Origin of the sequence: Streptomyces durocortorensis (assembly GCF_031760065.1) — a bacterium.
In the GTDB taxonomy this organism is placed as follows: Bacteria; Actinomycetota; Actinomycetes; order Streptomycetales; family Streptomycetaceae; genus Streptomyces.
Map to the genome: position 1 here is coordinate 4,028,277 of NZ_CP134500.1, position 22,693 is coordinate 4,050,969.

Below are 22,693 nucleotides of genomic sequence, written 5' to 3' on the forward strand. Positions count from 1 at the left end.
CCGACGACCGAACCGAAGGAGTGGCGCCATGGCAGCGGGGACGATCCGCTACTGGGCTGCGGCGAAGGCCGCCGCGGGCACCGCGGAGGAACCGTACGCGGCTGCGACCCTCGCCGAGGCGCTCGACGCGGTGCGCGAGCGGCACCCGGGCGAGCTGAGCCGGGTGCTCCAGCGGTGCTCCTTCCTCATCGACGGGCACCCCGTCGGGACCCGCGGGCATGAGACCGTACGCCTTGCCGAGGGCGGCACGGTCGAGGTGCTCCCGCCGTTCGCAGGAGGGTGAACCGCAGGCCATGAGCAGCAGCGATCAGCAGTACCCGTACCCGTACGACCCGCAGCAGCAGCCGTACTGGCCCGACGGGACGGCCGGGCAGCCCGCGGCCCCCCGAACACCGGACGACTTCGACCAGGGCGCGACGCAGACCTGGCAGGCGCCGACCTGGGACACGCAGTACCAGCCGACGATCCGGCCGGACGGGCAACCGCAAGGACAGCCGGGCGTGTACGGGGCACAGGGGCCCGATCCGTACGGCACACCGCAGCCGCGGCAGCCGTACCAGCAAGAGCCGCAGCAGCCGCAGCAGTCGTATCCGCATCAGACGCATCAGCAGCAGCAGCAGCCGTATCAGCAAGAGCCGCAGCAGCAGGCGTACCCGCAGGCCGCGGCCGACACCGCCTATCTGCCGTCCCAGGCGGCCTCGGGCTCCCTTCCGCTGCCGCCCGAGGTCCCGGCCGCGCCCGCACCCGCCGCACCGCCGTCGCCCGCGCCCGAGCCCGCGACCGCGCGGCCGGTGGCCGACGGCTCCGGGTACAGCGCCCCCACCACTCTCGGCAACGCCCGGATCACCGACGCCCAGCGGGCCCGCGCCGAGGGGCGTTCGCCGATCATCGCGCCCGGGATGCAGCCCGCGGCGCTCACCGCTGTCCTCGGCCTGCTCCTCGCCGGGGGCGCGGCCATCGGGTCGTACGCCCTGCTCGTCCCGGTCGTGCTGCTCCAGGCGGTGACCGCTGCCGGTTGGTTCCGGCTCAACGGCATGTGGCCCGCCCGCCAGGGCATCGCGCTCGCCTTCGCCGGCGGGTTCGTCGCCGATGCAGCCCTGCTCGCGGCGGGCCGGGAGCACGGTCCCGCCGCGCTGCTGGGCACCCTGGGCGTCTGGGTGCTGCTCACCGTGGTCCTCCAGCTCCGCAGCCACGCGGGAGCCGACGAGCGGATGTACGGCCTGATGGCCACCGTCGTCTCGGCCGCCCTCGCGGTCCTCGCGGGGGGACACCTCGCGGCGGTCCCGGACGCGGTGACGGTCGGAGGGGTGGCGGTCGCGGCCGCTGTGCTCGCCCGGGCGCTGCCGCTGCCCGGCACGGTCTCCGTCGCGGTGGCCCTGCTCGCGGGTACGGGCGCGGGGGTCGCGGTGGGCGGATGGACGGACTTCGGCGTGAAGGGGGCCCTGCTGGGCCTCGCGGCGGGCGGCTGCGCGCTGATCGGGCTGCGGGTGGCGAGCTACGACTACCCGTCGCGGTTCGTGCACATGACGGCCGGGGTGGCGCTGCCGCTCACCGTGGCGGCTCCGGCGGTCTATCTGATCGGCCGAGCCATCGTCTGACGGCCACCACGCCCACCGGCACGCTCGTCCGCGGCGGCCCCCGACCGGTTCCCCGGGAACCGATCGGGGGCCGCCGCTCGTCGATCATCCGGGGCGTCCATTCCTGCGGCAGTAGGCTCACGGGCGGCGCCGGGGGGACCGATCGGCTCAGGGTGGGGGAACGACACACATGCGCGCACTGCGAATACTGCTGGTCCTGGTGGTGGTGCTGGGCGGCCTCTTCATCGCCGTCGACCGTGTGGCGGTCCACTTCGCCGAGTCCGAGGCCGAGGACCGGGTCACGATCAGCGGCGGCAGCGCGGGCTCCACGGACATCTCGATCAAGGGATTCCCCTTCCTCACCCAGCTCGCGGGCTCACAGCTCGACCGGGTCGATGTGAGCCTCACCGGCATGAACACCAGCGCCGCCGGCCGCACGACGCGGGTCAGCGAGGTGCGGGCCCAGCTGCACGACGTGAAGCTCGGCTCCGGCTACCGCAGCGCCACGGCCGCGCGCGCCACCGGCACCGCCCTCGTCACCTACGAGGACCTGACGGCGGCGGCCAGCGACGGCGTCGTCGTCGAGTACGGCGGCAACGGCAAGGCGAAGGTCACCGGCACGGTCGAGATCCTCGGCCGCCCGATCTCGCGCAGCGTGCTCTCAACCGTGACCCGCGTCGACGGTCACACGATCAAGGTGCGCGCGGATCAGGTGCCGGGCGAGGGACTGCCCGGCGTCGAGGAACTGGTCCGCAAGAAGACCGACTTCGAGGGTGACATCGACGGCCTGCCGAAGGGCTTGGAGCTGCGCAAGATCGAGGTGACCGAGAAGGGCCTGGAGATCCAGGTGACCGGCTCGGACGTCTCCCTGACGGGCTGAGCGCCGGGCGGGGCTGTACACAGGGGAGAGCCCGGCCGGGAGCGGGTACGTACCCGCTGATCCGGATAGTGAGACGCCCCCGTCCGGTCCGCAGATGCCGGAGCGGCCGCCAGGGGCCCGGCGGCGGATGCGAGGCGCGGCGACCACGCTCTCGTCCCGCATCATGGACGATCGTGTCTCACGATACGACACGGCGGTGACATCTCCGTGCGTACCTCCCTACGATCGGACCCATGAAGCGACAGGCGGATCTCACGAAGCGGCGGGCAGTAGACCTGTGCCGCGTCGCCGCCATGCTCTGTCGCCCCTTCTGAACGGGGCCGTTCCCACCGCCCCGCCTCCCCCGGCCCTTCGACCGTCGTCAGGGCCGCCCCCGGGTGTCCCGTACGCGCCGCGTTCCGTGCCCCCGCGCGTACAGCCGCACCCCGCACCCGCACTCAGCAACTCCGCACCACCCCGCCGCAGACTGCCCCGGAGGAGAACAACATGAGCCGCAGCGACGTCCTGGTAGACGCCGACTGGGTCGAGGCCCACATCGACGACCCGCAGGTCGCGATCGTCGAGGTGGACGAGGACACCTCGGCGTACGAGAAGAACCACATCAAGAACGCGATCCGGATCGACTGGACCAAGGACCTCCAGGACCCGGTCCGCCGCGACTTCGTCGACCAGGCCGGCTTCGAGAAGCTGCTCAGCGAGAAGGGCATCGCCAACGACACGCTGGTCGTCCTCTACGGCGGCAACAACAACTGGTTCGCGTCGTACGCCTACTGGTACTTCAAGCTGTACGGCCACGAGAACGTCAAGCTCCTCGACGGCGGCCGCAAGAAGTGGGAGCTGGACTCCCGCGACCTGACCGATGCCGTTCCCACGCGCCCGGCCACCCAGTACAAGGCCAAGCCGCAGGACGAGTCGATCCGCGCCTACCGCGACGACGTCGTGAAGGCCATCGGCAGCCAGAACCTGGTCGACGTGCGTTCGCCCGACGAGTTCAGCGGCAAGCTGCTCGCCCCGGCGCACCTCCCGCAGGAGCAGTCGCAGCGCCCCGGCCACGTGCCGAGCGCCCGCAACATCCCGTGGTCGAAGAACGCCAACGACGACGGCACCTTCAAGTCGGACGACGAGCTCAAGGCCCTCTACGAGGACGAGCAGGTCGACCTGTCGAAGGACACCATCGCCTACTGCCGCATCGGTGAGCGCTCCGCGCTCACCTGGTTCGTGCTCCACGAGCTGCTCGGCCAGGAGAACGTCAAGAACTACGACGGTTCCTGGACCGAGTACGGCTCCCTCGTCGGCGTGCCGATCGAACTCGGCGCCAACAAGTAGCGCACACCCAGCAGTTCCGACCGACCCGCACGACCCGACCAGAAGGACAGAACCATGTGTGGAGCACAGGCCGGTGGCCCCGACGCTTCGACGATCAAGCCCGGTGAGACCACCATCCAGGGCAGCGTGACCCGCGACGGCGAGCCCGTCACCGGCTACGTGCGCCTCCTGGACTCGACCGGTGAGTTCACCGCCGAGGTCCCGACCTCGGCCACCGGACAGTTCCGGTTCTACGCCGCCGAGGGCACCTGGACGCTTCGCGCCCTGGTCCCGGGCGGCAGCGCCGACCGCACGGTCGTCGCGCAGACGGGCGGACTCTCCGAGGTCGCCATCGCCGTCTGATCCCTCGGGATCCACGGCACGCCGGGTTTCCCCGGCACCCAGAACGGCCGGAGGGCCGCACCCCAGGGGGTTGGACGCCACCTGACGCGGGGTGCGGCCCTTCGTGCCGTCCGGCGCCCGGAGTCCTACGCTGGAGGCATGTACGCCCGACGCAGGCGGAACTACCTCCTCATGATGGGCGGATGCATCGCGCTCTTCGTGTCCGCCTGGGCCGTCGTGCGCCTGTGGTCCATGCCGGTCGCCATCGGCATGTGCGGGGTCGCCATGGTGATCCCGCCGATCGCCGCGATGATCGCCAACCGGCGCGGCCCGGAGGACCGCTGGTGGGACGACCCCACCGGGGACCCGAAGTCCGACGAGTGGTGGGACGAGCTGGACGGCAAGAAGCGCTACTGAGCTGTCAGTAGACGAGCGCCTGGGTGTCGTCCGCCATGGCCTCCTGCACGAAGACCTGCGCCCCCGCGATGCGTACGCCCTCCAGGACGTCCTTCTCGGTGATCTCGCGCCGGGCCGCGCACTGTGTGCACAGGGTGATCCGGCCGCCCGCCAGGATCGAGTCCAGCAGATCGGGCAGCGGGGCGGCGTGCGGCAGTTCGAACTCGGCCGCCCGGCCCGGCAGGGCGAACCACGAGGACTCCCCGGTCAGCCAGAGCGAGACCTCGACACCGCTGGCGACGGCCACCGCCGCCACGGTGAAGGCCTGTGAGCAGCGCTCGGCGGCCTCGGGCCCGGCGGTCACCTTGATCACTAGCTTCTTCGGCATATGCCGAACTGTAATCGTCCGAGGGGCAACCTCCTTGCTGACCTGGGGGTCACATGTGCGCGCAGGTAAGGGAACCCGCGCCTCAGGTCTCTTGGGGGGACCCTTTTGGAACCGAACGACACCATTCCTGCCGCGCCGGAGGCCCCGGTCGACACGCCCGGGCCTCGCCGCCGGCCGCGTGGGCGTACGACGCTGATCATCACCGCGGCCGCGCTGCTCGGGATCTCGGGCGGCGTCGCCGTGGGCTACGGCATTCAGGCCGAGCGGCCGCCGACACCGCTCTCCGTGCTATCGCAGCCCGGCCTCGGCTACCCGGCGAAGGCGCTGCCCGCGGACCGGGCCCCCGCCCCGTTGCCCGTTGCGCAGGACCGGCAGGTCAAGACCGACGGCGATCTGCGCAAGCTGCTCGTCGACAAGCCGAAGGGCGCCAAGAAGTCGCTCGCCGACGAGCTGGGCATCGGTGACGGCTGGGCGACCCTGCCCGAATACGCCCAGGACTTCTACGAGGACCCGAACTACATGTTCGAGTCGCTGGCCGGGGGCGACTTCCGCCGGGTGGCCTCGGCCTCGTGGCGGCGGGGGCAGTACGGCGACATCCAGGTCCAGCTGATCCAGTTCCGGTCCGGCGACCTGCTCGGCGCCTCCGACCACGTCGCCGACCAAGTCGCGTACATGGACGAGGACAAGGGCGGCGCGGGCAACCTCGGCCACGCGATCAAGGGCAGCCGCGAGGGGCGGTACTTCTTGTTCCCGGTCGAGCGGGAGGCCGGATACCTCCCGTCGTACCGGGCCAGGGCGCTGGCCGTACGCGGTGACATCGCGATGGACATCAACATCTACGACACCGTCCCGATCAGCAAGAAGGACATCCGGACGCTGGCCGAGCGACAGCTGGAGCGGCTGTGAACGACGAGACGACCCCTGTGGCACAGCCCGCACCCGAGCCCGCACCCGAGCCCGCGCCCACCGCCGAGCCCGCGCCCGCCACCGAGTCGGAGCCGACCGTCGAGCCCGCGCCCGCGGCTGCCCCCGCCCCGGCGAGCCGCGTGCGCCGGGTGCTGATGACCGCGCTGCCCGTCGGTCTGGTGCTGGCGGCGGTCGGCGGTGCGGCCGGTTACACCAACGCCACCGTGGACACCGCCGACCGGAAGGTCACGACGACCGTCTGGGACGAGGACCACGCGCCTGCCGGCAAGGGCCCGGCGGGCGATCCGTCCCGGGGCCGCCACGACACGGAGCTGTCCAAGCTGCTGCTGCCGGTGCCCGAGGACTACCGCCTCGGCCCGGACATCGGCGAACTCGGCAACGACAACGAGACCAGCGGAGCGAAGGCCACCGCGGCGATGAAGGAGATGGGGCGCGGCCTGGCGGGCAAGGACCGCCGCGAGCTGAACAAGTTCGTCGAGAAGCTCCGTATCCAGGGCATCGCGCAGCGCTCTTACACCTCGCAGGCGAACGACCTCGTCGTGAACATCCAGGTCATGAAGATGCAGGACAAGCGGGCGGTACGCCGGTCCTACCTGGACCGCAAGGAACTGATGGACTCCTTCCGAGGCTTCCGCAAGGGGCCGCGCATCGAGGGCCACAAGAAGGCCACCTGCTATCGCCTGCCCAAGGGCGACAAGAACACCCTCGACGGTGTGCTGTGCCTGGCGTACGACGGCGAGGTCTCGGTCTCCGTGGAGGCGTACGGCAGCAAGCCGTTCAGCCCGTCGGGGGTCAGGGACCTGGTGAAGGACCAGCTCGACCACATCACGTCCCCGGGGGAGTACATATGAGCGAGCGGACGATGAACCCGGAGACGCCCGGGACGCCCGAGTCGCCTGGGGTGCCCGAGGCGCCCGAGGTGTCCGGGACGCCCGTGGCACCCGAGATGCCCGTGGCACCCGAGGCACCCCATGCGGCTGCCGTGCCGCTGTCGCCCACGCCGCCCAGGCCGCCCCGGCGCGTCCTGCGGGCCGTGGCGCGGTGGACGGCCGCCGCCCTGGTGTTCGGGCTGCTCGGCACCGGTACGGCCTTCGGGATCGCGTCCCTGGAGCGGACCGACGTGCCCGGGCTCGCCACCGAGGGCGACGGGCGCTGGGACTACCCGAAGCTGTCGCTGCCCGCGCTCCCGGCCGGTAAGCCCCGGCCGTTCAGTACCGGCAACCCGGCCGAGATCCACCACGCCGACCTGCGCGAGCTGCTCCTGCCCGCCCCGGCCGGAGCGAAGCCGGACAAGAAGCTGACCGGCGGCTGGATCTCCACGGAGACCTTCCTCGCCGCCTACCGGCCGCAGAACCGGGAGTCGGTGGCCCAGCTCCTCAAGGACGCGCCGCCGCGCCACATCGCGGCCCGCGGGTGGACCATGCCGGACGGCACGGTGTCCCGGGTCTATCTGCTGAGGTTCAACTCGACGGCGTTCGCGAGCGGCCTGATCGACGACCTGAACGTCGGCTCGTCGGCCGGTACGCCGCTGGACCGTACGGACACCATGCGGTTCGACGACCACTGGGGCTCGGACAACGACATCGAGAACCTCTCGTCGTTCGTCTTCGAGGAGCAGGCTCCCTTCGGCGCCGAGCACGTCCGGCAGGCGTACACACTGGCGGGCGACACGGTCGCGCTGATCGTCCACGAGCGCCCGGGCAAGCGGGAGGCGGCGCGCGTCCCCTTCCAGCAGACGGTGATCCTGCAGAACCAGCTGCTCGCCTGAGCGCAGGAACAGGGCCGCCGCAGCGGCCACCTGGACGAGAAGGCCGGGCCCCCACCCATTAGGCTGGGGCCCGGCCCTGTACCGCCGCCACCCGCTCGTCACGAGGAGCCCCCTGTGCTTGAGGCATTCTTCACCGCCCTGCTGGTCCTGGTCTGCGTGGGCGTCCTCGCCTTCACCGCGGTCGCTGTGAAGAAGCTGTACCAGGGCCAGCGCTGACCTTCGCCGTACCCCGATCGCCCGCCCGCACCCCCTCACAGATCGTCTGAGCCGCTCATGATCGAGATTCCGTCCGACCTCCACCCGGACCTCGTCCCGCTGGCCTTCCTCCTCGGTAACTGGGCGGGCGCGGGCGTGTCCGACTTCCCCGGCGCCGAGAAGTGCAACTTCGGCCAGGAGGTCACCTTCAGCCACGACGGCCGTGACTTCCTGGAGTACGTCTCCCACACCTGGGTCCTGGACGCCGAGGGCAAGCAGGTCCGGCCGCTGGAGTCGGAGTCCGGCTACTGGCGCATCGACAAGAACCGCAAGGTCGAGGTCGTCATGGTCCGCGACCAGGGCGTCGTGGAGATCTGGTACGGCGAGCTGGCCGACCAGAAGCCGCAGATCGACCTGGCCACCGACGCGGTCGCCCGGACGGCGGCCTCCGGCCCGTACAGCGGGGGCAAGCGGCTCTACGGGTACGTGAAGAGCGACCTCATGTGGGTCGGCGAGAAGGCGACGCCCGAGGTCGAGCTGCGTCCCTACATGTCGGCGCACCTCAAGAAGGTCGTCACCCCCGAGGAGGTCGCCGAGATGGCGAAGAGCCTCGGGGACATGCCGGACGACGGCATCGCGTTCTTCAAGTAGACCCCTCTCCGGAAGGAGAGCGTCCTTCCGGAACGAGCTCTGCCGGTCGGTGCTCGTCCCGCCCTACACTGGCCCTGTGGTGAGCACCGACTGGAAGACCGATCTTCGGCAGCGTGGCTACCGGCTGACGCCTCAGCGCCAGCTCGTTCTGGAGGCCGTCGACGCCCTGGAGCACGCGACTCCGGACGACATCCTGTGCGAGGTGCGCAAGACGGCGTCCGGCGTGAACATCTCCACGGTGTACCGGACCCTGGAGCTGCTGGAGGAGCTCGGCCTTGTCAGCCACGCCCACCTCGGGCACGGCGCCCCGACGTACCACCTGGCCGACCGGCACCACCACATCCACCTGGTCTGCCGGGACTGCAAGGACGTCATCGAGGCGGATCTCGCGGTCGTCGCCGAGTTCACCGAGAAGCTGCGCGCCGATTTCGGGTTCGACACCGATATGAAGCACTTCGCGATCTTCGGCCGCTGCGCGGACTGCACGGCTACGAAGACAGCTGAGCAGACGGCCGCGAAGGACGCCTCCGCCAAGTCGTAGGCTGGGCGCATGAAGAGCCCCTTGCTGTCCCTGCCAGGCGCCGTCTCCGCCGAAGGCCGCGACGAAGGTGTCGCGGCGCACTACGGCGACCTGTTCCGCGAGCAACGCGCCCTCGCCGACGGCAGCGGCTTCGTCGATCTCTCCCACCGCGGTGTCGTCACCGTGACGGGCGACGACCGGCTGAGCTGGCTGCACCTGCTGCTCACCCAGCACGTCAGCGACCTCGCCCCGCACCAGGCCACCGAGGCGCTGATCCTCTCCGCCAACGGGCACATCGAGCACGCGATGTACCTGGTGGACGACGGGACGACGGTGTGGATGCACGTCGAGCCGGGGACACAGGGCGAGCTGATCGCCTACCTGGAGTCGATGAAGTTCTTCTACCGGGTCGAGGTCGCCGACCGGACGGAGGACATCGCGGTCGTGCACCTGCCGGCCGGTTCCATCGCGGAGGTCCCCGACGGCGCGACCGTACGGGAGACCCCGCAGGGCCGGGACCTGTTCCTGCCGCGTGCCGACCTGGAGTCGTACGCGGCGGCCAACGGGCCCGCCGCGGGCATCCTGGCCTACGAGGCGCTGCGCGTCGAAGGCCACCGGCCACGCGTCGGCTTCGAGACCGACCACCGCACCATCCCGCACGAGCTGGGCTGGATCGGTACCGCCGTCCACCTCCAGAAGGGCTGCTACCGGGGTCAGGAGACCGTCGCCCGCGTCCACAACCTGGGGAAGCCGCCGCGTCGCCTCGTCTTCCTGCACCTGGACGGCAGCGAGGTGCACCTGCCGGGCCACGGGACGCCGGTGCGGCTGGCCGCTGACGGCGAGGAGGGCCGTCAGCTCGGCTTCATCACCACCTCGGCCCGCCACCACGAGCTGGGGCCGATCGCGCTGGCCCTGGTCAAGCGGAACGTGGCGGTCGACGCCGAGCTGATCGCGGGGGACACGGCAGCGGCCCAGGAGACGGTCGTCGAGCCGTAGCCGTGGAGGGCTGCCCCGCCCGCGTACGGCTACACCTCGATGATCACCGTGAACGGGCCGTGGTTCGTGAGCGAGACCCGCATGTCCGCTCCGAACCGGCCCGTCTCCACCTGCGCCCCCAGGGCCCGCAGCTGGGCGACGACCTCGTCGACCAGCGGCTCGGCGACCGGGCCCGGAGCGGCCGCGTTCCAGGTGGGACGGCGACCCTTGCGGGCGTCCCCGTAGAGAGTGAACTGGGAAATCACCAGGAGGGGGGCGTTCACATCCGAACAGGACTTCTCGCCCTCCAGGATGCGCACCGACCAGAGCTTGCGGGCCAGCTGCGCCGCCTTCTCGGGGGTGTCGTCGTGGGTGACCCCGACCAGCACACACAGGCCCTCGCCGACGATCTCCCCGACGATTCCGGGCGCCGAGGGGTCGTCGCCCGCACCGGCGACGGCGACGCTCGCGCCATCCACTCGCTGTACCACTGCACGCATACAGACCAACCTATCTTGGGCTGAACGGGTACAGAGCACCTGCGTGGGCCCGCTGCGGGGTGGCACGATGCACGATGTCGGTGTGCCGACGCACCGGTCGAGGGGACGGAACAGCATGAGTACATATGGAGCCGGACAATCTCCCGGTGCCGTACCGGGCACACGTCACCGCACCAGCACCCTGCGGTCACCCGTACAGCGCAGTCTGACCGGACAGGGGCCCGTGCTCCCGTCCGTGCCGCCGGTACCCGGGGCGCCCGGGACCGCCGTGCCGGAGCAGGCGGGCGGCGACGGGGGGTTCGGCGGGCTGCGGCTGCCGGAGCTGCGGACGCTGCGCCGGGACGCCCAGCGCGACGAGGCCGATCTCAGTTACGTACGCCGCCTCGTGCAGGGCCGGATCGACATCCTGCGCGCCGAACTGACCCGCCGCCGGGACCCGGAGGTGCCGGTCGAGGAGGCCGCGGTGGTCGACCGGCTCTCGGAGATCCTGGCCGACACCCCGTCCCGGCACCGCTCGTCCGCCCGGCACGTCACCCTGACGACGCCGCGCGGGGACGAGTTCCGGCAGCTGGCGGCCGAGACGCTCGCCGAGGTCGAGCTGTCCGATCTGGCCGCCCGGACGGACGAGGAGCTGCACACGGCCATGGGCCGGCTCGTCCGCTACGAACAGCAGGTCTCCCGGCGTCGTCACGAGCTCCAGCGCACGGCCGACGATTGCAGCGCGGAGATCGCCCGCAGGTACCGTGACGGTGAAGCACAAGTAGACGACCTGCTCGCCTGAAGCGATCCTTCCGGGCGCGGGTCCCGCACCCCCGTCCCCGGAAGGCCCACCATGACGTCCACCGACGCCTCGTCCGCCATATCCCCTGCTCAGGCCCCCGCCCCGCCCGTTCTGGCAGAGGTCGTACGGTCCGGTTTCGTGGAGGGCCACCACCGGGGCTCGCTGGTGCTGCTGGCGGCCGACGGCAGCGTCGAGCGGACGGTCGGAGACCCGGCGGCACCCGTCTTCCCCCGCTCCTCCAACAAGCCGATGCAGGCGGCCGCGATCCTGCGGGCCGGGCTCGATCTGTCGGGCGAGCGGCTGGCCCTGGCCGCCGCCAGCCATTCGGGGGAGCCCTTCCACCTCGAACTCGTACGCACGGTGCTCGCCGAGCACGGGCTGCGCGCGGCCGACCTCCAGACCCCGCCGGACCTGCCGCTGGACCCGGTGGAGGCGGAGGCGTACCTGGCCGCCGGGAAGGTACGCGAGCGGATCACCATGAACTGCTCCGGCAAGCACGCGGCCATGCTCGCCGTCTGCGTCCGCAACGGCTGGGACACCGCGAGCTACCTCGACCCCGGCCACCCGCTCCAGCGGCTGGTGGGGCAGGTCGTCGCGGAGGCGGCGGGCGAGCCGGTCGCGGCGGTCGGTACGGACGGCTGCGGGGCCCCGCTGATGGCGATCGGGCTGACCGGTCTGGCCCGCGCCTTCCGGTCGTTCGTGCTGGCGGAGCCCGGGAGCGCCGAGCGCCGGGTCGCGGACGCGATGCGCGCCCACCCGGAGTACGTCGCGGGCACCCGGCGGCCGGACACCTGGCTGATGAGCGAGGTGCCCGGGGCGCTCTCCAAGATGGGTGCCGAGGCTGTCCAGGCGGTGGCCCTGGCCGACGGCCGGGCCCTGGCCTTCAAGGTCGACGACGGGGCGGGCCGGGCGCTCGGCCCGGTGCTGGCCCGCGCGCTCGAACTGCTCGGCGTGGACGCCCCGGTCGTCGCCCGGATCGGGCGTTCGCCGCTGCTCGGCGGGGCTGCCGAGGTCGGGGAAATTCGCGCGACATTCTGAGACGCGCGTGCCTAGCGTGAGGGCATGAGCCTTGATGTCCGCACGGTCACCGCGCCCGAATTCGCCGACTGGATGAAGGCGGTGGGCACCGGCTTCCTCACTCCGAACACACCGGGCGAGGAGCTCGTCGCCGACCGGGTCGCCCAGGTGGACCTCTCGCGGGTGCAGGGCGCTTTCGACGCCGGGCGCTGCGTGGCGACGTTCCGTTCGTTCGCCCAGCAGCTGACCGTGGTGGGCGGGGGCACCGTGACGGCCGACGCGATCAGCGGGGTGACGGTGACGCCCACGCACCGCCGGCGCGGACTGCTGAGCCGGATGATGGCGACGGACCTGGCGGCGGCCAAGGAGCGCGGCGAGCCCCTCGCCTCGCTGATCGCCGCCGAGTATCCGATCTACGGGCGGTACGGCTTCGGCCCCGCCACCTGGACGGCCGAGTGGGAGGTCTCCGTCCACCGGGCCGGGCTCGATCCGCGGCGGTCGGGGCAGCCGGAGGGCGGCGGCCGGATCGAGCTGGTCGACGGTGCCGACGTCCGCAAGCTCGGCCCCGAGGTGCACGCCCGGCTCGCCAGGCTCCGCCCCGGTGTCGTCAGCCGCGACGAGCGCTGGTGGCAGCAGCACACCGGGTCCGGGCTCCGCCCGGAGCACGAGAAGTGGACCGAGCCGTTCTACGTGGTGCACCGCACGGCCGACGGAGAGGTCGACGGCCTGATGGTCTACGGCGCGGACGACAAGTGGGGCGACGCCAAGCAGCCGCTGAACACGGCGACCGTACGGGACCTGATCGCGTTGAATCCGGCGGCCGAGCGGGCCCTGTGGCACTACCTCTGCTCGATCGACTGGATCACCACGGTCCGCTCGGGCTACCGCGCCCCCGACGACCTGCTCCCGCTGCTGCTTCCGGACCCCCGGGCGGCCCGGATGGTCACGAACGCGGACTGGCTGTGGCTGCGGATGCTGGACGTGCCGCGTGCCCTGGAGGCCCGGACCTACGGTGTGGAGGCGTCGCTCGTCCTCGACGTCCGGGACGACGCGGGGCTGGCGGGGGGCCGCTTCCTGCTGGACGTCTCGGATTCGGGGGCGCGCTGCACCCCGACCACCCGGAGCGCCGATCTGGCCCTCGGGGTGGGGGAGTTGGCGGCGCTCTACCTGGGTGACGAGTCGCTGCGGCGGCTGGTGGACCTGGGCCGGGCCGAGGAGCTGCGGGCGGGTGCGGTGGCGACGGGGGACGCGGTGTTCCGTACGGGGCGGCGGCCGTGGTGCCCGGACGTGTTCTGAGGACCGCCGGCCGGGGGACCGCCGGCCGGGGCCCCGGGGCCGGTGCGCCCGGGGCCGGAACGGTACGGAGCCGGGTGATCAGCGCGTCCGGATGCGGAACAGCGCCTCCGAGACGCTGACCGCCACGACGAGCAGCCCGGCGGCCCAGGCCAGCGCGATCCAGGGCGCGTTGCCCACGTCCTGGCCGAGGAGCAGCCCGCGCAGGGACTCGATGGCCGGGGTGATCGGCTGGTGCTCGGCGAAGCCGTGCAGCCAGCTCGGCATCTTGTCGATCGGGACGAACGCGCTGCTCGGGTAGGGCAGGAACGACATGAAGAACGTGAAGCCGCTCGCCGCCTCCGGGCTCCGGGCCAGCAGGCCGATCGCCGCCGAGATCCAGGACAGCGCCACGATGTAGGCGACCAGGACGGCGGCCACCAGCAGCCAGCCTGCCGGGGATGCGGCGGGACGGAAGCCGATCAGCAGGGCGACGCAGAAGACCAGGGCGGTGGCGCAGAGATTGCGGACGGTGCTGGCCGCCACATGACCGGCGAGCACCGGTGTACCCCTCACGTCCAGGGAGCGGAAGCGGTCGATGATGCCGCCCTTCATGTCCTCGCTGACGGCTGTGGCGGTGGTCGCGGCGCCGAACCCGGCGGACAGGAGCAGGACGCCCGGAACGACGTACATGACGTACGAGTCGTAGTCCGTCCCGGTGTCGATCGCGCCGCCGAAGAAGTACACGAAGATCAGCATCAGCATGATCGGCAGGGCCAGCGCCGTGATCAGCGCGTCGGTGTTGCGGCTGCTGATGCGCAGGCTGCGCCCTGCCATGACGGCGGTGTGGGTGAGGGAACCGGGCGAGCTGCCGCGCGTGCGGACGGCGGTCATGTCAGACATGGGCGGGAGCCTCCGAGGACGTCAGGGCCAGGAACACGTCGTCGAGGGTGGCGCTGTGCAGGCTGAAGCGGTCGATGTCGCGGCCCGTCGGGTCGGTCTCGTCGAGCAGGGCTCGTACGTGGGCGGCGGAGCCGTCCGTGGGGATGCCGAGCGTCAGGGTCTCGGGGGAGTGGTGGACCGCGCGGCCCGCCAGCCGGAGGTAGGCCTCGCGGCTGGTGAGGGCCAGGTCGAGGCGGTGGCCGCCGACGCGGGACTTGAGGTCGGCGGCGGTGCCCTCGGCGGCGATACGGCCCTTGTCGATCAGGGCGATCCGGTCGGCGAGGTGGTCGGCCTCCTCCAGGTACTGCGTGGTGAGCAGGACGGTCGCGCCGCGTTCGGCCAGCTCGCGGACGACCTCCCAGAGCTGCTGGCGGCTGCGCGGGTCGAGCCCGGTCGTCGGCTCGTCCAGGAAGAGCACCCGTGGCTCCGGTGATCCGACGAGCCCGGCGGCCAGGTCCAGGCGGCGGCGCATGCCGCCGGAGTACGTACCGGCCGGGCGGCGGGCGGCGGCGGTGAGGTCGAAGCGTTCCAGCAGTTCCGCGGCCCGGCGGCGGGCATCGGCGCGGTTGGCGCCGGTGAGCCGGGCCATCATCCGCAGGTTCTCCTCGCCGGTCTGGGTCTCGTCGACGGCGGCGAACTGCCCGGTGAGGCTGATCGAGCGGCGTACCGCGCTCCGGTCGGCGACGACGTCGTACCCCGCGACGCGGGCGGTGCCGGAGTCGGCCTCGGTCAGCGTCGCGAGGATCCGCACGGTGGTGGTCTTCCCGGCCCCGTTCGGCCCGAGGAGGGAGAAGACGCTGCCGGGCCCGACGCGGAGGTCGATGCCGTCGAGGACGCGGACTGCGGACTTTCCGTAGGACTTGGTGAGGCCGTACGCCTCGATGGTGGCGGCGGTGGCGGTGGTGGCGTCGACGGTGGTGGTGGCGTCGATGGCGGCGGTGGTGCTTCTGCCGCGGTGGATCGGGTCGGTCATGACCGGCCCCCTTTCTGCGTATGCCATACGCGTTATTGCGTAAGCATTACGCATCCCTAGGATGGGGTCAAGGCGTGCGGGGGCGCGGGACAGGGCGGCGGCGTGGACGAGACGCCGGGCAAGGGGATGAGGGTGACGGAGAGGACCAGCCCGGGCGGCGGCGATCTGCCGGCCAGCCTGGAGGCGGCCTGGGGGCTGCGCGAGCGCCCCGCCAAGGGCCCGAAGCCTGGCCTGAGCCTGGAGCGGATCGTGGCGGCGGCGGTCGCGGTCGCGGCCTCCGACGGGCTGGCGGCCGTGTCGATGGGCCGGGTCGCCCAGGAGGTCGGCGCGTCGACGATGTCGCTGTACCGGTACGTCTCCGCCAAGGACGAGCTGTACGTCCTGATGCAGGAGGCGGCTGTCGGCCCCCCGGAGCCGCTGTCCGCCCTGGAGGCCGGCGCGGGCTGGCGGGAGGCGCTCACCGAGTGGGCGTCGGCGCAGCGGGACCGGTTCCACGCCAATCTGTGGGTCCTCCGGATCCCCATCGGGGGCCCGCCCGCGACCCCGAACTCGCTCGCCTGGTGGGAGCAGGGGCTCCAGGCGCTGGCGGACAGCGGGCTCGGTGAGGGCGACAAGATCTCGGTGATCCTGCTGGTCTCCAACTTCGTCCGAAGCGAGGCGCTCCTGATGGGCGACCTGGCCGCCGCCGTCACGACGCGCGGGGTGGCGCCCGAGGATGTGGTCGCCTCGAACGAGCGCACGCTGAGGCGGCTCGTCGACCCCGAACGGCACCCCGGGATCTCCCGGCTGCTGGAGTCCGGGGTGATGAGCGAGCCGGACGACCCGGACTACGAGTTCGTCTTCGGGCTGGAACGCCTGCTGGACGGGGTCGAGGTGCTCATCCGGAGGACGAGCGGTGACGTCAAGTCCGCTTGACGTCAAGGGCGTACGCTTCATGGTCATGAACGGAGAGAAGCCCGGGAACGGTGGCACTGACGGGTCCGGCGTCGGCGCGCCCTTCCGCGGACCCGCCCTGGGGCATGAGCCCGCGCCGGTCGGCCTGCGGGAACGCAAGAAGCGGCTGACCTACCAGGCGGTGTCCGACGCGGCCGTCGCGATGTTCCTGGAGCGGGGCTTCGACAAGGTGTCCGTGGCGGAGGTGGCGGCGGCGGCGGACATCTCCAAGCCGACGCTGTTCCGGTACTTCCCCGCCAAGGAGGACCTGGTCCTGCACCGGTTCGCCGACCACGAGGACGAGGCCGCCCGGGTGGTCACGGCCCGCTCCCCCGACGAGACCCCGCTGGACGCCCTGCGCCGCCACTTCCTCGACGGCCTGGACCGCCGCGACCCGGTGACCGGCCTCTGCGACGCCCCCCAGGTCCTGGCCTTCCTCCGCCTGCTGTACGGCACCCCGTCCCTGGTCGCCCGTCTGCACGCCTACCAGAGCCGCTCCGAGGCCGCCCTCGCCCGCGCCCTGGGCGGCGGGGTCCCCGACAAGCTCGCGGCCGGGCAGATCATCGCGGTCCTGCGCATCCTGGCCCTGGAGAACTGGCGCCGGATCGACGCGGGCGAGAGCGCGGACCGCGTCTACGCGAGCGCGGTCCAGGCGGCCGAGGAGGCGTTCGTCCAGCTGCGGACGGGTCTGGAGGGGCGGGGGCGGAGGTGAACCGGCTCCCGTTGCCCGGGGCTCAGCGCGCCCGCCCCGGGGGGGTCGCGTACTGCGCGCACGGCCCCAACGCCCGCCGCAGATCGGCGGGTTCGCGGTAGAGGATGCCGGTCATACCGAGGGCGGTGGCCGCGTCGACGTTCTCCTGGCGGTCGTCCACGAACAGGCAGCGCTCCATCGGTACGCCCGCCCGCTCGGCGGCGATGCGGTAGATGGCCGCGTCGGGCTTGGCCACCTGCTCCACCGCACTGCTCACCACCGCGTCGGCCAGGCCGCTCAGGCCCAGCAGGGCCAGGTCGGCGTCCAGTCGGGGAGTCGCGTTGGTGACGAGCACCAGGGGCACGTGGGTCCTGGCCCGGCGCAGCAGCGCGACCACCTCCTCGTCGGCCCGGAAGGGCGCTTCGGCGAGCGCCCGGCCAAGCTCACGGGCGCGGTCGGCGCCGACGCGGCCGGTGAGGCTCGCGGTGATGGACTCCACCCAGGTGTCCGGGGTGATCCGGCCGAGGAGCAGCGGGAGATCGACCTCGGGCGCGTAGGCCACCTCCGTCGTGGTGCCTTCCGGTAGTCCGGCGGCCCGTTCCAGGGCGGCGAGCGGGGCGGTGTCGTAGAAGCGGATGACGTTGTCGAGGTCGCAGAGCACGGCGTCGAAGCCGCGGGCGGCGGGGGAGGTGACAGGAGGTCCGTCGCCGAGGAAGGCGTGGATGCCGGGCAGGGCCGCGCGTAGCTCCGGATACTCCCGGTGAGCCGATGAAGTGCCTTCCTGAACAACAGAGTTGACTGACCACACGGTCATCCCCGCCCGCAGCCCGGCCCGTATCCCCGAAGGGGCGTCCTCGATCACCAGGCAGTCCGCCGGATCGGCGCCCAGCCGTTCGGCCGCCAGCAGGTAGGGAACCGGGGACGGCTTGCCCTCCGGCACCGACGCCGCGTCCACGATCACAGCGGGCAGCGGCAGCCCCGTACGGGCGAATCTGCCGCGCACCCGGTGCGCGTAGTTGGAGGTCACCAGCGCCCAGGAGCCGGCGGGCAGAGCGCCGAGCAGATCCGCGGCACCGTCGAACGCGGCGTAGGAGCCGTTGCGTACGTCCTCGTCCTCCAGTGCGTGCAGCAGGTCCAGGCAGGCCTGCGGGTCCCGGTCCGGCGCGACCTCGGCGAACGTCTCCAGGGGGCGGGTGCGCAGCGCCGTACGGTGCACGGCCTCCGGGTCGAGCCCGTGCTGCCGGGCCCAGTCGGCCCAGATCCGGCGCTGGTTGTCGGCGGCGTCGATCAGGGTGCCGTCGACGTCGAAGAGGACGCACTTCTTGGTCATGCCCGAGCTCCGTTCGGCTCTCAGCTGCCGTGGGTTCCGGGGCCATTCTGTCCGGTGGCGCGGGCGGAGCAGCAGGGCGTCGACCACGAAGTCGGCGGTGAGGTGACCCGCGCCGACGGGGACGCCGACCGGCAGCTCCGCGTCAGCGCCTCGGCGGACGGGAGCCCGGCAGCGGCCCCGGCTACCGGCCGCGCACCCTGAGAGAGGTGCGCGAGCGCATGACGTACGCGGAACGTACGGGCGTACCGTTTCGCTCAGGCGCTGGTGCTGCACGAGATGCCGTGAGGCGTGTGGCCGCATTGGGCTCAGGACGCCGGGGCTCAGGGTGGCGCAGCTCAGGGTGGCGGGGCTCAGGGTGGCGCGGCGGGTTCCGTCCGGTCCAGGAGCCTGGACGCCAACTCCTCGGCCAGGACGGCCGCGGGGCCGCGACGGCGGCGGGAGAGAGCCAGGCCCAGGTGGCGGCGGGGGCTCGGCTCGGCCAGCGGGAGAGCGGTGAGCTCCGGGTGGGAGGCCGGCCCGGTGTCCGGGGTCGGTCCGATCTCCGGGGCCACACGGATCTCCGGGATCAGTCCGATCTCCGGAATCAGCGCGATGCCGACGCCCGCGCGGACGAGCGACTGGGCGAAGTCGTAGTCCGTCGCCGTGCACGAGATCCTCAGCTCGACGCCGACGAGATCGGCGTACCCGGCGAGCTGGGAGGCCGACTTGCGGCAGCCCAGGACCCAGCGCTGGTCGGCCAGTTCGGCCAGGTGCAGTGGCTCGGGCCGCTGCCGGTAGCGGGCCGCTGCCGGATGGTCGTGCGGCAGCACGACCCGTAGCGGGTCCTCGCCGAGGGGTGTCCAGTCCAGGCCGGACCGGTCGCCGGGCCGGGCGGGCGGCGGGCCTTCGAAGTGGTAGGCGAGGGCGAGATCGGCCCGCCCCTCGCGGACGCCCGGCAGGCTCTCCTCCGGCTCCGCCTCCAGGACCGTCAGCTCCACCTCCGGGTGGTCGGCGACGAATCCGGACAGGGCGGCGGGCAGCAGCCGTCGGCCCCCGCTGGCGAAGGTGGCGATGGTGAGCGCGGTCCGCTCGGCGGTCAGCTGCTCGATACGCCGCTGGGTGTCGGCCAGTTCGGCGGCGACCGAGTCCGCGGCCTCCACCAGCAGACGGCCCGCGTCGGTCAGCGTGACGCCTCGGGTGGAACGCTCGACGGCGGGTGCGCCGAGGCCCCGCTCCAGCGCGGCGATCTGCTGTGAGACGGCCGAGGGAGTGCAGTGCAGGGCGAGGGCGGCGCGGTTGAAGCTGCCGTGCCGGGCGACCTCGCGCAGGACGGCCAGCCGTTGAACGTCGATCAATAGTTTTCCTAACGACATGGTGCCTGGATCAACACTACCGCCGTTGACTGAGGCCGAACAGACTGACGTGGACGCCGTACGGGGACGCCGACGTACGGAGACGCCGACACATGGGAGAGGGGCCACGGTATGGACGTGTGCGTGATCGGGGGAAGCCGCTACTTCGGGCGGCGGCTGATCAAGGACCTGCGGGATTCCGGCGCGGCGGTGACCGTCGTGAACCGGGGGTCGGTACCCGTACCGCACGGTGTGATCCACCTGCGCGCCGACCGCGACGACGAGGCCGCACTGCGCACCGCCCTGGCGGGCAGGAGCTTCGACGTCGTCGTCGACCAGGTCTGCTACTCACCGCTCCAAGCGGCCGTCGCCGCCCGGGTCTTCAGCGGCCGCACCCGGCGCTATGTGATGACCTCCACGGTCGAGGTGTACGCCGAGCTGGGCCGGCCGGGCGGACCGGGCCGGCCGGGCGGGGCGCCCTTCCCGGAGTCGGCCGTCGACCCGTCCGCCTGGCCGGTCGACCGTGGGCTGCCCTGGGCGGACCAGCACTTCCTGGCGGGCCATTACGGCGAGGGCAAGCGCCAGGCCGAGGCGGTGCTCACCCGGGAGGCGCCCTTCGACGTCGCCGCCGTCCGCACCGCGCACGTGCTCGGCGGCGCCGACTTCACCGGGCGGCTCGCCCACTACGCCGAGCGGATCGGACGCGGCCTGCCGGTCGTGGTCCACGCCGCTCCGCAGCCCGCGTCCTTCATCCACGAGCCGGAGATCGCCCGCTTCCTGGCCTGGGCCGCGGCGGCCGACTTCACCGGCCCCGTCAACGCGGCATCCCACGGAGCCCTGGACGTAAGGGAGTTGTGCGCGGAGATCGGCCGCACGGCCGGTACGCGGCCGAGGCTGGTGGAGGGCCCGGACGAGCTGCTCTCCCCGTTCTCCTTCGACCGCTGCTATGCGATGGACACCGGCCGGGCATCCGGTCTGGGCTTCCGCTTCTCTTCCGTCACCGACTGGCTGCCGCAGGCCCTGAAGGAGCACGAAGAACGATGAAAACCAGGCCGACCGCAACGAGTCCCACCGCGCCCACCATGCCCGGGACGCCCACCATGCCCGGGGCGCCCGGGGCGCCCGGGGCGCCCGGGGCGCCAGGGACGCCCGGCACCCGGGCCGTCGAGGGTCCCCGGACCATCGACGGCGTGGCGGTGGGCCGCATCGGCCTCGGCGCCATGCCGCTCTCCGTCGAGGGGCGCCCGCGCGAGGAGCAGGCGATCGCCACGATCCACGCCGCGCTCGACGCCGGTGTGCGGCTGATCGACACCGCCGACTGCTATCAGTGGTACGCCGGTGAACTCGGCCACAACGAACGGCTGATCGCCCGCGCGCTGGCCGCCTACGGCAGCGGCGCGGGCGAGGTGCTGGTGGCGACCAAGGGCGGTCGCGGCCGCCCGGGCGACGGGTCATGGACGGTGAACGGCGACCCGCACCACCTGCGCCGGGCAGCCGAGGCCTCGGCTGCCCGGCTCGGCGTGGAGGCCATCGGCCTCTACCAGCTGCACAAACCGGACCCGTCGGTCCCCTTCGCCGAGTCGGTCGGCGCACTGCGGGACCTGGCCGACGCCGGCACGATCCGGAGGGTAGGCCTCTCCAACGTGGACCGCGAGCAGATCCGTACGGCACGCGAAATCCTCGGCCCACGCCTGGTCGCCGTACAGAACCGCTTCTCCCCGCTGCACCGCTCCACCCGGGACACCCTCGACATGTGCACCGAACTCGGCCTGGCCTTCCTGCCGTGGAGCCCGCTCGGCGGCATCTCGCCCAGCGCCGTCGACGCCCCGGGAACCACCGTGCCGCCCGGAGAGACCCCCTTCCACGCCGTCGCCCGCGCCCGCGGTGTCAGCCCGCAGCAGGTCTGCCTGGCCTGGCATCTGGCGCAGTCCCCGGTCGTGATTCCGATCCCGGGCGCCCGCAGGCCCGCCTCCGCCCGCGACTCGGCCGCGGCGGGCGGTCTCACGCTGTCGGGGGCGGAGGTGGCGGCCCTGTCCCGTACGAGAGAGGACACGACGGGGCTCTGACACTTCTCCTGCCTTCCGACCCGCCGAACTCGGCGCGGAGCGATCAGAGCTCTGCGAGGCTCGCGAGCAGCTCGGCGGCGGGCTTCGGGCGGGCGAGCCAGCGCAGGTGGCTTCCTTCCAGCGTCCGGACGTCGAAGGGGTTGTCCGGGGTGAGCGCGTCCGCTTCGCGGATCATGCGGTCCTGCACGGCGGGCGGCAGGCTGGCGTCGGCGGTCAGGCGGACGTAGGTCCGGGGAATCCGGCCCCAGGCAGCCGCCTGCGCCCGGTCCGCGGACGTGCCGACGTCGAGGTTCTCGTCGGGCTGGAAGGTGTTCAGGAAGGTCCGGAACTCGTCGTCGGTGAGGTCGGCGGCGAACGCGTGCCGGAACGCGGCGAGCGCATCCGGGTCGGCGGTCCGGAAGTTGGTGCGGATCAGGCCGAGCTCGACCGGATTCCCGGCGACTGCCGGAGCGAAGGCGGCCGGGTCCACGTCCGCCATCTCCGGCTCCGCGTAGTAGTCGCCGACGGGCAGGTCGACCGGGCACCAGGCGGAGACGTACACGATCCTGTCGACCAGGTCGGGTCGCTGGTTGCCGACCGCGGTGACCGTGACCCCGCCCCGGCTGTGGCCGACGAGGACGGTGGGCCCGTTCCGCCGGGCGCGTTCCAGGACGTCGATCACCCGGGCGGCGTTGTCGGCGAGGGTGACCCCTTTGATGCCACCCGGCTCAACGGCGAGCGCCCCGAGATCCTGAGGCGCCTGGTAGGCCGCGGGAAACGTGGCCTCGAACCCGTGCCCCGGAAGATCGACCGCGGCCGAACGCTGCCCGAGCAGGGCGAGTTCGGCCTGGAGCGGTGCGAAGGAGAACGAGTTCGCGAAGGCTCCGTGGACAAGGACGAAGGTCGGGAGAGTCTGCATGCCCCAGGCTCCAACGGAATGATCTTCGAAGGCAA

General features: G+C 72.4%; 28 protein-coding genes and 2 pseudogenes. 22 read left to right on the forward strand and 8 right to left on the reverse strand.

Annotated elements, in window-relative coordinates:
• Positions 1–28 precede the first annotated feature (28 nt).
• The 7 genes from RI138_RS17770 to RI138_RS17795 all read left to right on the forward strand — a co-directional run bounded on the left by RI138_RS17770 (position 29) and on the right by RI138_RS17795 (position 4,521).
• A complete protein-coding gene (locus RI138_RS17770; RefSeq protein ID WP_096629892.1) occupies positions 29–283 on the forward strand; it encodes a MoaD/ThiS family protein in 255 nt (84 codons plus the stop codon).
• 10 nt (positions 284–293) lie between these two features.
• The gene (locus tag RI138_RS17775) at positions 294–1,598 is read left to right on the forward strand and encodes a hypothetical protein (RefSeq protein WP_311120729.1); all 1,305 of its coding nucleotides are present in this window, start codon (positions 294–296) and stop codon (positions 1,596–1,598) included.
• Positions 1,599–1,767: 169 nt separating this feature from the next.
• The gene (locus tag RI138_RS17780; RefSeq protein ID WP_311120730.1) at positions 1,768–2,457 is read left to right on the forward strand and encodes an LmeA family phospholipid-binding protein; all 690 of its coding nucleotides are present in this window, start codon (positions 1,768–1,770) and stop codon (positions 2,455–2,457) included.
• Positions 2,458–2,690: 233 nt separating this feature from the next.
• Positions 2,691–2,771: an Ms5788A family Cys-rich leader peptide gene (locus RI138_RS32390; protein WP_350751515.1), complete on the forward strand. Its 81-nt coding sequence runs from the start codon at positions 2,691–2,693 to the stop codon at positions 2,769–2,771.
• 172 nt (positions 2,772–2,943) lie between these two features.
• Positions 2,944–3,783: a sulfurtransferase gene (locus tag RI138_RS17785; RefSeq protein ID WP_096629896.1), complete on the forward strand. Its 840-nt coding sequence runs from the start codon at positions 2,944–2,946 to the stop codon at positions 3,781–3,783.
• Positions 3,784–3,837: 54 nt separating this feature from the next.
• Positions 3,838–4,125 (forward strand): DUF1416 domain-containing protein, encoded by a 288-nt coding sequence (locus RI138_RS17790; RefSeq protein ID WP_003968135.1) that lies wholly within the window; start codon positions 3,838–3,840, stop codon positions 4,123–4,125.
• A gap of 138 nt (positions 4,126–4,263) precedes the next feature.
• Positions 4,264–4,521, forward strand: coding sequence for a DUF3099 domain-containing protein (locus tag RI138_RS17795; RefSeq protein ID WP_311120731.1), 258 nt, complete (start codon positions 4,264–4,266; stop codon positions 4,519–4,521).
• A 4-nt stretch (positions 4,522–4,525) separates the two neighbouring features.
• Here RI138_RS17795 and RI138_RS17800 read toward each other — a convergent pair whose 3' ends face one another.
• Positions 4,526–4,888 carry a DsrE family protein gene (locus tag RI138_RS17800; protein WP_311120732.1) on the reverse strand — a complete coding sequence of 121 codons (363 nt, stop codon included), beginning with the start codon at positions 4,886–4,888 and terminating at the stop codon, positions 4,526–4,528.
• A gap of 105 nt (positions 4,889–4,993) precedes the next feature.
• On the opposite strand from RI138_RS17800, the gene RI138_RS17805 reads away from it, so the two are divergent.
• The 6 genes from RI138_RS17805 (at position 4,994) to ygfZ (ending at position 9,945) form a co-directional block, all read left to right on the forward strand.
• Complete coding sequence (locus tag RI138_RS17805) at positions 4,994–5,794, forward strand: hypothetical protein (RefSeq protein WP_311120733.1); 801 nt, start codon at positions 4,994–4,996, stop codon at positions 5,792–5,794.
• A complete protein-coding gene (locus RI138_RS17810) occupies positions 5,791–6,666 on the forward strand; it encodes a hypothetical protein (RefSeq protein ID WP_398863204.1) in 876 nt (291 codons plus the stop codon). The genes RI138_RS17805 and RI138_RS17810 overlap by 4 nt, the downstream gene beginning before the upstream one ends.
• Positions 6,663–7,583: a hypothetical protein gene (locus RI138_RS17815; protein ID WP_398863206.1), complete on the forward strand. Its 921-nt coding sequence runs from the start codon at positions 6,663–6,665 to the stop codon at positions 7,581–7,583. The genes RI138_RS17810 and RI138_RS17815 overlap by 4 nt, the downstream gene beginning before the upstream one ends.
• A gap of 273 nt (positions 7,584–7,856) precedes the next feature.
• The gene (locus RI138_RS17820; protein ID WP_311120734.1) at positions 7,857–8,429 is read left to right on the forward strand and encodes an FABP family protein; all 573 of its coding nucleotides are present in this window, start codon (positions 7,857–7,859) and stop codon (positions 8,427–8,429) included.
• A 76-nt stretch (positions 8,430–8,505) separates the two neighbouring features.
• Positions 8,506–8,970: a Fur family transcriptional regulator gene (locus RI138_RS17825; protein ID WP_311120735.1), complete on the forward strand. Its 465-nt coding sequence runs from the start codon at positions 8,506–8,508 to the stop codon at positions 8,968–8,970.
• A 9-nt stretch (positions 8,971–8,979) separates the two neighbouring features.
• Entirely contained in the window at positions 8,980–9,945 is a 966-nt protein-coding gene (ygfZ, locus tag RI138_RS17830) for a CAF17-like 4Fe-4S cluster assembly/insertion protein YgfZ (protein ID WP_311120736.1), read from the forward strand.
• A gap of 29 nt (positions 9,946–9,974) precedes the next feature.
• On the opposite strand, the gene dtd is transcribed toward ygfZ, so the two are convergent.
• Complete coding sequence (gene dtd / locus RI138_RS17835; RefSeq protein WP_311120737.1) at positions 9,975–10,424, reverse strand: D-aminoacyl-tRNA deacylase; 450 nt, start codon at positions 10,422–10,424, stop codon at positions 9,975–9,977.
• Positions 10,425–10,539: 115 nt separating this feature from the next.
• Between dtd and RI138_RS17840 the strand changes: the two genes are divergently transcribed.
• Genes RI138_RS17840 through RI138_RS17850 form a run of 3 tightly spaced genes read left to right on the forward strand, consistent with a single transcriptional unit; the run spans position 10,540 to position 13,518 of the window.
• On the forward strand, positions 10,540–11,205 hold the full coding sequence (locus RI138_RS17840; RefSeq protein WP_311120738.1) for an RsiG family protein: 666 nt from the start codon (positions 10,540–10,542) through the stop codon (positions 11,203–11,205).
• Between the two features lie 51 nt (positions 11,206–11,256).
• Entirely contained in the window at positions 11,257–12,243 is a 987-nt protein-coding gene (locus tag RI138_RS17845; RefSeq protein ID WP_311120739.1) for an asparaginase, read from the forward strand.
• 24 nt (positions 12,244–12,267) lie between these two features.
• The gene (locus RI138_RS17850) at positions 12,268–13,518 is read left to right on the forward strand and encodes a GNAT family N-acetyltransferase (RefSeq protein ID WP_311120740.1); all 1,251 of its coding nucleotides are present in this window, start codon (positions 12,268–12,270) and stop codon (positions 13,516–13,518) included.
• A 78-nt stretch (positions 13,519–13,596) separates the two neighbouring features.
• Here the strand turns inward: RI138_RS17850 and RI138_RS17855 are convergent, their stop codons facing one another.
• Together RI138_RS17855 and RI138_RS17860 are read right to left on the reverse strand one after the other, a co-directional pair.
• On the reverse strand, positions 13,597–14,397 hold the full coding sequence (locus RI138_RS17855; RefSeq protein ID WP_311120741.1) for an ABC transporter permease: 801 nt from the start codon (positions 14,395–14,397) through the stop codon (positions 13,597–13,599).
• Entirely contained in the window at positions 14,390–15,409 is a 1,020-nt protein-coding gene (locus RI138_RS17860) for an ATP-binding cassette domain-containing protein (protein ID WP_311120742.1), read from the reverse strand. Before RI138_RS17860 ends, RI138_RS17855 begins: the two co-directional genes overlap by 8 nt.
• A 126-nt stretch (positions 15,410–15,535) precedes the next feature.
• Between RI138_RS17860 and RI138_RS17865 the strand changes: the two genes are divergently transcribed.
• Positions 15,536–16,324 carry a TetR/AcrR family transcriptional regulator C-terminal domain-containing protein gene (locus RI138_RS17865; protein WP_398864297.1) on the forward strand — a complete coding sequence of 263 codons (789 nt, stop codon included), beginning with the start codon at positions 15,536–15,538 and terminating at the stop codon, positions 16,322–16,324.
• 19 nt (positions 16,325–16,343) lie between these two features.
• Positions 16,344–17,054, forward strand: a complete 711-nt coding sequence (locus RI138_RS17870; protein ID WP_311122921.1) for a TetR/AcrR family transcriptional regulator — start codon at positions 16,344–16,346, stop codon at positions 17,052–17,054.
• A 22-nt stretch (positions 17,055–17,076) separates the two neighbouring features.
• On the opposite strand, the gene RI138_RS17875 is transcribed toward RI138_RS17870, so the two are convergent.
• Both RI138_RS17875 and RI138_RS17880 read right to left on the reverse strand, forming a co-directional pair.
• On the reverse strand, positions 17,077–17,694 hold the full coding sequence (locus RI138_RS17875) for an HAD-IA family hydrolase (protein ID WP_311122922.1): 618 nt from the start codon (positions 17,692–17,694) through the stop codon (positions 17,077–17,079).
• 51 nt (positions 17,695–17,745) lie between these two features.
• Positions 17,746–18,363: pseudogene (locus RI138_RS17880) on the reverse strand (HAD family hydrolase); the annotation flags it as partial.
• 54 nt (positions 18,364–18,417) lie between these two features.
• On the opposite strand from RI138_RS17880, the gene RI138_RS17885 reads away from it, so the two are divergent.
• On the forward strand, positions 18,418–18,564 hold the full coding sequence (locus RI138_RS17885; RefSeq protein ID WP_311120744.1) for a hypothetical protein: 147 nt from the start codon (positions 18,418–18,420) through the stop codon (positions 18,562–18,564).
• Positions 18,537–18,648 (forward strand): annotated as a pseudogene (locus RI138_RS32395) (deoxyxylulose-5-phosphate synthase); the annotation flags it as partial. The gene RI138_RS17885 and the pseudogene RI138_RS32395, both read left to right, overlap by 28 nt.
• Positions 18,649–18,713: 65 nt before the next feature.
• Here the strand turns inward: RI138_RS32395 and RI138_RS17890 are convergent.
• A complete protein-coding gene (locus RI138_RS17890) occupies positions 18,714–19,697 on the reverse strand; it encodes a LysR family transcriptional regulator (protein WP_311120745.1) in 984 nt (327 codons plus the stop codon).
• A 129-nt stretch (positions 19,698–19,826) separates the two neighbouring features.
• Between RI138_RS17890 and RI138_RS17895 the strand changes: the two genes are divergently transcribed.
• Positions 19,827–20,738 carry an NAD-dependent epimerase/dehydratase family protein gene (locus RI138_RS17895; protein WP_311120746.1) on the forward strand — a complete coding sequence of 304 codons (912 nt, stop codon included), beginning with the start codon at positions 19,827–19,829 and terminating at the stop codon, positions 20,736–20,738.
• 146 nt (positions 20,739–20,884) lie between these two features.
• Positions 20,885–21,760 carry an aldo/keto reductase gene (locus RI138_RS17900; RefSeq protein ID WP_398864300.1) on the forward strand — a complete coding sequence of 292 codons (876 nt, stop codon included), beginning with the start codon at positions 20,885–20,887 and terminating at the stop codon, positions 21,758–21,760.
• Between the two features lie 43 nt (positions 21,761–21,803).
• Here RI138_RS17900 and RI138_RS17905 read toward each other — a convergent pair whose 3' ends face one another.
• Entirely contained in the window at positions 21,804–22,658 is an 855-nt protein-coding gene (locus tag RI138_RS17905; protein ID WP_311120747.1) for an alpha/beta fold hydrolase, read from the reverse strand.
• Between the last annotated feature and the right edge of the window lie 35 nt (positions 22,659–22,693).

Excerpts from the sequence above, each read along its gene's own strand:
- ygfZ (WP_311120736.1), top strand. The coding sequence starts at position 8,980 with ATGAAGAGCCCCTTGCTGTCCCTGCCAGGCGCCGTCTCCGCCGAAGGC.
- RI138_RS17800 (WP_311120732.1), bottom strand. The coding sequence starts at position 4,888 with ATGCCGAAGAAGCTAGTGATCAAGGTGACCGCCGGGCCCGAGGCCGCC.
- RI138_RS17775 (WP_311120729.1), top strand. The coding sequence starts at position 294 with ATGAGCAGCAGCGATCAGCAGTACCCGTACCCGTACGACCCGCAGCAG.
- RI138_RS17895 (WP_311120746.1), top strand. The coding sequence starts at position 19,827 with ATGGACGTGTGCGTGATCGGGGGAAGCCGCTACTTCGGGCGGCGGCTG.
- RI138_RS17785 (WP_096629896.1), top strand. The coding sequence starts at position 2,944 with ATGAGCCGCAGCGACGTCCTGGTAGACGCCGACTGGGTCGAGGCCCAC.
- RI138_RS32390 (WP_350751515.1), top strand. The coding sequence starts at position 2,691 with ATGAAGCGACAGGCGGATCTCACGAAGCGGCGGGCAGTAGACCTGTGC.
- RI138_RS17865 (WP_398864297.1), top strand. The coding sequence starts at position 15,536 with ATGAGGGTGACGGAGAGGACCAGCCCGGGCGGCGGCGATCTGCCGGCC.
- RI138_RS17860 (WP_311120742.1), bottom strand. The coding sequence starts at position 15,409 with ATGACCGACCCGATCCACCGCGGCAGAAGCACCACCGCCGCCATCGAC.
- RI138_RS17820 (WP_311120734.1), top strand. The coding sequence starts at position 7,857 with ATGATCGAGATTCCGTCCGACCTCCACCCGGACCTCGTCCCGCTGGCC.
- RI138_RS17790 (WP_003968135.1), top strand. The coding sequence starts at position 3,838 with ATGTGTGGAGCACAGGCCGGTGGCCCCGACGCTTCGACGATCAAGCCC.
- RI138_RS17780 (WP_311120730.1), top strand. The coding sequence starts at position 1,768 with ATGCGCGCACTGCGAATACTGCTGGTCCTGGTGGTGGTGCTGGGCGGC.
- RI138_RS17870 (WP_311122921.1), top strand. The coding sequence starts at position 16,344 with ATGGTCATGAACGGAGAGAAGCCCGGGAACGGTGGCACTGACGGGTCC.
- RI138_RS17905 (WP_311120747.1), bottom strand. The coding sequence starts at position 22,658 with ATGCAGACTCTCCCGACCTTCGTCCTTGTCCACGGAGCCTTCGCGAAC.
- RI138_RS17770 (WP_096629892.1), top strand. The coding sequence starts at position 29 with ATGGCAGCGGGGACGATCCGCTACTGGGCTGCGGCGAAGGCCGCCGCG.
- RI138_RS17855 (WP_311120741.1), bottom strand. The coding sequence starts at position 14,397 with ATGTCTGACATGACCGCCGTCCGCACGCGCGGCAGCTCGCCCGGTTCC.
- RI138_RS17840 (WP_311120738.1), top strand. The coding sequence starts at position 10,540 with ATGAGTACATATGGAGCCGGACAATCTCCCGGTGCCGTACCGGGCACA.
- RI138_RS17795 (WP_311120731.1), top strand. The coding sequence starts at position 4,264 with ATGTACGCCCGACGCAGGCGGAACTACCTCCTCATGATGGGCGGATGC.
- dtd (WP_311120737.1), bottom strand. The coding sequence starts at position 10,424 with ATGCGTGCAGTGGTACAGCGAGTGGATGGCGCGAGCGTCGCCGTCGCC.
- RI138_RS17845 (WP_311120739.1), top strand. The coding sequence starts at position 11,257 with ATGACGTCCACCGACGCCTCGTCCGCCATATCCCCTGCTCAGGCCCCC.
- RI138_RS17850 (WP_311120740.1), top strand. The coding sequence starts at position 12,268 with ATGAGCCTTGATGTCCGCACGGTCACCGCGCCCGAATTCGCCGACTGG.
- RI138_RS17815 (WP_398863206.1), top strand. The coding sequence starts at position 6,663 with ATGAGCGAGCGGACGATGAACCCGGAGACGCCCGGGACGCCCGAGTCG.